At 39.0% G+C, this 1,977-nt stretch carries 3 protein-coding genes and 1 pseudogene; all 4 read left to right on the top strand.

From position 1 onward, the window contains the following. Window positions 1-153: 153 nt before the first annotated feature. On the top strand, window positions 154-432 hold the full coding sequence (locus CXF78_RS15535) for a cysteine-rich CWC family protein (protein ID WP_180957172.1): 279 nt from the start codon (window positions 154-156) through the stop codon (window positions 430-432). A gap of 48 nt (window positions 433-480) precedes the next feature. After that, a complete protein-coding gene (locus CXF78_RS15540) occupies window positions 481-846 on the top strand; it encodes a cupin domain-containing protein (protein ID WP_011638961.1) in 366 nt (121 codons plus the stop codon). Window positions 847-1,073: 227 nt separating this feature from the next. Continuing rightward, the gene (locus tag CXF78_RS15545) at window positions 1,074-1,607 is read left to right on the top strand and encodes an SRPBCC family protein (protein ID WP_011638960.1); all 534 of its coding nucleotides are present in this window, start codon (window positions 1,074-1,076) and stop codon (window positions 1,605-1,607) included. 204 nt (window positions 1,608-1,811) lie between these two features. After that, window positions 1,812-1,977 (top strand): annotated as a pseudogene (locus CXF78_RS21885) (sodium:alanine symporter family protein); the annotation flags it as partial.

The raw sequence follows: 1,977 nt of genomic DNA on the forward strand, positions 1-1,977 counted from the left end.
ATCATTGTCAGTTATACCCATTAAGTTAACGCTTAGTGGGTATTTTTATCGATTATTAATACGTTTTCAGAAATGTAATGCGCATAGCGTTTATTGAGCATGATGATAAATGTCAGTATATTCATTTATCATCATCACCATATAGGCAGGGCAATGACATTATTTACTTCAGCAGCACAATCGTGCCCACTTTGCCAGCAAGCTAATGGTTGTGCGATGGAGCAAGGGTTAGCCATCGATGCATGCTGGTGTGCTGAGCAAGCGTTCAACATGCCATTGATCATTGCACAATACAAAGCGGCATCTACTTTGGTTGATTTGCCGAATGGCCAATGTGTTTGTCAGTCATGTATGACTAAATTGGCGCAACAATTCAATATCGATCCCGTCGAAACTTATTCACCAGAACCAAAATCAGAATTAAAATCTTAACCATAACCATAACCATAACCATAATTACCATTCATTAGGGACGTTTCTATGCAAACGAAAGTGATTAATTTCAATGACAAGTTCTCTTTGTTCAATCAGCATTGGTCTCCTCGTGTGATTGCGGAAATGAATGACTATCAATTTAAATTGGTTAAGGTCGAGGGTGAGTTTGTTTGGCATGAACATGCCGATACTGACGAAGTATTTATTGTGATGGAGGGAACGTTGCAGATTGCTTTTCGCGATCAGAACATCACACTTCAGGCTGGGGAAATGTATGTTATTCCTAAAGGTGTTGAGCATAAGCCCATGGCGAAAGAAGAATGCAAAATCATGATTATCGAACCTCGAGGTGTCGTCAATACGGGCGAAATCGATAGCGATCGAACGGCGTTAAATGATCAGTGGATATAATGTAGGCAAAGGTTTGTCATTTATTAAAGGCCTCTGCTCATGCTAGTGCATTTCAGCGCTAGCCGTTGGTGCAAAGTCAGTTGTGTGTTTAATGAGAAACTACTGTTAACTCGATGTTAATTTTTATTGTTAGCCTGCTGTTAGTCGGTATACTGAGGAGATTGCGTTTTGGCCATTAAGCCAAAAAGTCTGTCATATAACGCTATGTATACTTGAGGATAATAATAATGCTTAGAAAAATTCTCGTTGTTGTCGCGACTATTATTGCGATCCCTTTTGTTGTCGCCCTATTTGTTCAAAAAGACTATTCAGTCACTCGTACTATCACCATAGATAAACCGATTTCCGAGGTTTTTAATTACGTTAAACATCTAAAAAACCAGGATAATTTTAGTAAGTGGGCGCAAATGGATCCCGATATGGTCAAAACCTACCGCGGTACTGATGCGACAGTAGGCTTTGTGTCTGCTTGGGCCAGTGAAAACCCTGATGTAGGTGTTGGCGAGCAAGAAATTATTGCCATAGATGAAGGTAAACGTATCGATTTTGAATTACGGTTTATCTCACCCTTTGAAGCGACCGAGCCTGCCTATATGAGCACTGCAGCCGTTAATGCTAATCAAACTAAAGTTGATTGGGGTTTTAGTGGTCATTTTGCTTATCCAACTAACTTAATGTTTTTGTTTATCGATTTTGAAACCATGATAGGTGCTGATTTACAGCAAGGTCTAGAGTCATTGAAAGTGGTACTCGAAAAATAATTTGTATGCGCATGAGCTAATGACTCATCTTGAAGATGATTCATTAGCTCATGCGGTGGGTTGCCATGGTTAACTTAATCGGGGTAATCTAAAAAATGCAATCGTTGCAGTGGAGTTGGGCCACTGTAACCATAATAAAAATAACCAAATATCTAATAATTATAATATTCGACATAAGTCATTACTCATTATGAGGTTTTTTACATGGAAGCAGTCACGCAATTTGTCAGTATGATTAACAGTATAGTATGGGGCGTTCCCATGCTTATTTTGATTTTAGGGGTCGGGCTGTTTTTGTCGATAGGCTTAAAATTCATGCCTATTTTAAAGCTGAATCGAGGTTTTAAATTATTATGGTCGGGTCGTCAGG

The organism is Shewanella sp. 11B5, from assembly GCF_002836795.1.
GTDB classification, from domain to species: domain Bacteria; phylum Pseudomonadota; class Gammaproteobacteria; order Enterobacterales; family Shewanellaceae; genus Shewanella; species Shewanella frigidimarina.

What these genes read in the sequence shown, in the direction of transcription:
- CXF78_RS15540 (WP_011638961.1), top strand. Translation starts at nt 481, where the DNA reads ATGCAAACGAAAGTGATTAATTTCAATGACAAGTTCTCTTTGTTCAAT.
- CXF78_RS15545 (WP_011638960.1), top strand. Translation starts at nt 1,074, where the DNA reads ATGCTTAGAAAAATTCTCGTTGTTGTCGCGACTATTATTGCGATCCCT.
- CXF78_RS15535 (WP_180957172.1), top strand. Translation starts at nt 154, where the DNA reads ATGACATTATTTACTTCAGCAGCACAATCGTGCCCACTTTGCCAGCAA.